The 3,154-nt window shown below is 40.3% G+C and carries 5 protein-coding genes; all 5 read left to right on the top strand.

Features of this window, described 5'->3' with window-relative positions; all coding sequences use genetic code 11:
• On the top strand, positions 1–944 hold a 944-nt coding region (tssI, locus tag ACYSNS_RS14460; protein WP_461723884.1), incomplete at its 5' end, for a type VI secretion system tip protein TssI/VgrG.
• 7 nt (positions 945–951) lie between these two features.
• Entirely contained in the window at positions 952–1,785 is an 834-nt protein-coding gene (locus tag ACYSNS_RS14455; RefSeq protein ID WP_461723883.1) for a hypothetical protein, read from the top strand.
• Positions 1,760–2,275, top strand: coding sequence for a hypothetical protein (locus tag ACYSNS_RS14450; protein WP_461723882.1), 516 nt, complete (start codon positions 1,760–1,762; stop codon positions 2,273–2,275). The genes ACYSNS_RS14455 and ACYSNS_RS14450 overlap by 26 nt, the downstream gene beginning before the upstream one ends.
• 5 nt (positions 2,276–2,280) lie before the next feature.
• The gene (locus ACYSNS_RS14445; RefSeq protein ID WP_461723881.1) at positions 2,281–2,586 is read left to right on the top strand and encodes a PAAR domain-containing protein; all 306 of its coding nucleotides are present in this window, start codon (positions 2,281–2,283) and stop codon (positions 2,584–2,586) included.
• A 19-nt stretch (positions 2,587–2,605) separates the two neighbouring features.
• A partial coding sequence (locus ACYSNS_RS14440) for a hypothetical protein (RefSeq protein WP_461723880.1) occupies positions 2,606–3,154 on the top strand: 549 nt, incomplete at its 3' end.

Here is a 3,154-nt window from a genome sequence, read left to right as displayed (position 1 = left end):
AAGTCCACTTCCCATGGGACCGCCACAAGGAACCCAATGCAGAAGACTCATCATGCTGGATCCGTGTGTCGATGAACTGGGGTGGCGGCAAATGGGGCCATGTGGCGCTCCCACGCATCGGCCACGAAGTCATCGTCGACTTCCTCGAGGGCGACCCCGACCAGCCCATCATCATCGGCAGGACGTATCATGAGACAAATATGCCTGCTTATAACTTGCCTGCTGATAAAACCAAGATGGTAATTCGTTCAAATACCCATAAGAATGGTCCCGGAGCACCGGGCTTTAACGAACTCTCCTTCGAAGATGAAAAAGGCAGAGAAGAGGTGTTTGTCCATGCTCAAAAAGATATGAATACACATATAAAGAACAATACAACAACGAAGGTTGATAACAATAAACTTAATTCAATCAATAATAATCATATAAGTGAAATTGGAAACAACTATTCTAAATTTGTAATGGGAGACAACACAGAAGTTGTAGGAAAAATAGCGAGTTCATATTTAACGTATAATTTTTACAAACCGGATTGGAAGGGTGTGAGTGATATTTTTAATCAATTGGGTATCAATAAATACACACAACGAGGTGATGGAAACAAGTATTTATATGTTCAAAATAGTTACACTCAAAATATATACGGGCCTAAAGTCGTATATGCGAAATCTGATTATAATGTTTTTGTTGATAAAATTTATAATTTAGAAGCTGAAAGATTAATCTCTTTAAACAGTAATAACGCTGTATCGGTTTCTGGTGATAGCAGCGTTTCCATCGTATCTTCCAACAAAATAAATACCACCACCGGCGCAGCCTCAATTCAAATTTTCGGCGATGGGACAGTAATATTAAAGGGAAAGAAGATACTTATCAATGCAGACCAATTTGAGGTGGCTTCTGGCATAACGGTAATTACTGGTGAAAAGATAAAATTGAATTGAGGATATTATGTCTGATATATTTCCTTATGGTAATGATTTGGCTGCCCCTGAAGACTGGGTTGGACAGTACGAAACTAAATCCCGTAGTTATTTCGTAAGGCCAGCTGGAGGATTCCCTTTAAAAGCTATTGCCTCACAGAAAACATTTATTTTTATCGGGTTGGAATCTATGGCAATTGGAATATTTTATTTTAATGCCATGGGTGCAAGTGCTGGCGTGCGAGCAGCCAAAATCATTCAGAAACCGGAGATCAGAAAAGTCGGTGAGAAAACCGAGGATCTTACTGATAACATGAATGGGCTTAATGAAAATATGCCTTCAAATGATCCAGATAAGCCTGCTTTATGGGGAGAGGATTTTCCTTCAACCTCTGAAACACTGAAAATGTGGAATCAAGGAAGGAAGAATGCCACTCTTATCAAAGCGAAAAAACCATTTTCATTAAGAGATTTGAATGGCTTAAGTGTAGATTTTATCGGGTTGGAAGGAGAATTGATTTTTGCTGGTGGGGCAGAGGTTTTGTGGATTCGTTCTGAGGATTATTTTGGATGGAAATGTTTGTACAGCGTTGATGATGATGGCTTGATTGGAGCATCTGCAAGCGCAGCAAAGGGCACGATGGATATACAAGCGCATTACAATCCTTATAGTGCCGAAGCCAGAAAAAACAAAAAAGATAAAGATGGCATTCCATTATACTATAAGGACGATTATTATCCATTGATCGACTATCAGGGAGCATTGGAATATTTTAGATATCTTCCGGGAAGAAAAAAAACTGTCCCTCAATCCACCATTGATAAAGGTCTGGCTTATGCATCAGGTAAAAGTTATCGGTAAGGTTTTGCTAATTAATGTTTTAATCATCATATTACAAGCATTGAGCGCCTATGCTTCTTCAAAAGAGACAGCTGAAGTAATATGCCATATATGGCGTGCAGATGAAAAACTGGAAAGCATAAATCGAGAAATTGGGAGGCAGTCTTTATATAGATTTTATCCTATTTTTACTACCAAAAGTGATGAATTTTTAAAAAAAATATATAGTGATATTAAAATCATAGAAAATCCAAAAAAAGAATATGTCATGGTCGTAACCACAACTGATTTTAAATATATCAGACAATTTGAGGTTGATATTGGTAATAATATAGATAAAAATATACTAGAGTGTATGAAAATAAATGGTATTCAATGTTATGTGTTAGCAATTTACAACAAAAAAGAAAGAATTTGTCTTATGTATAGTGATGATTATAGGACTTCTGGAGATGAATTGAAAGAAATCAAAACAAACACGCAACCAAATAGATATAGTTTTGGAGATTGATATAAATGCCCTCCAGTGTACGCAAAGGTGATATCGGCTCAGGTCATAGCTGCCATTATCCACCGACTTCGGCGACAAGCGGCAGCCCTGATGTGTTTGTGAATGATATTCCGGCTGTACGGGTGGGTGATAGCTATGCCGCGCATGGATGTTCAACCTGTCCGGCACCAGATCATGGTCGCAAGCAATCGGCGGGTTCGCCAACTGTTTTCATCAATGGTCGTCCCGCCGCACGCATTGGTGACGCGATTGATTGCGGCGGCGTTTCACAGACTGGCTCCGGTGATGTGTTCTTTGATGACGGTGCTTGATTAAAAGCTGAGAGTGACCATGCAGCACTGGCAGATTGACGATATTGTTCCTCTTATAAAGTTGGATGAAGGTTTCTCTCCACTGGATATCTGGCAGGAAGTTCACACCAATGCTGAGCTTTGGGAACGCGGACAGGGTGATGACACTGATCGGCAGGAGCAATTGAATACAGCACTGCGCATGGCCAAGCGCCTTGTGAACTTTCCTGCACAACACTGGATAGGTTTCAATCACTCTATCGGCTGGACAAAACAAGCTGCAACTTTATTAAGCTGGTGCGAAGGTGGTCGGTTACGTGATATATTCACAATCTGGAATAAACTTGATTTAAGTGTTAGTGTGAATAGGAAAGGCGACTTTTCTGCTCAGCTACTTAATCCCTCATTGTTGCCCGCAAATCAACTATCACAGATCATTGAATGCGGAGAACATAAAGTACTAAGCGTTTGCCTGCTTCTTTCAGCGCGCATTGAGCTACCTGAAATTGACATCCCCCTTGATCTGCAAGAGCGTCTGCCAGAGCCTGTCAAAACAATACTCACAGGCAAGGGTTTTGAAATGCATCGC

The sequence above is a fragment of the Bartonella sp. LJL80 genome (assembly GCF_054871565.1).
The sequence above is the reverse complement of the archived record's forward strand: the minus strand, read 5'-3'. Positions and strand labels throughout refer to the sequence as shown.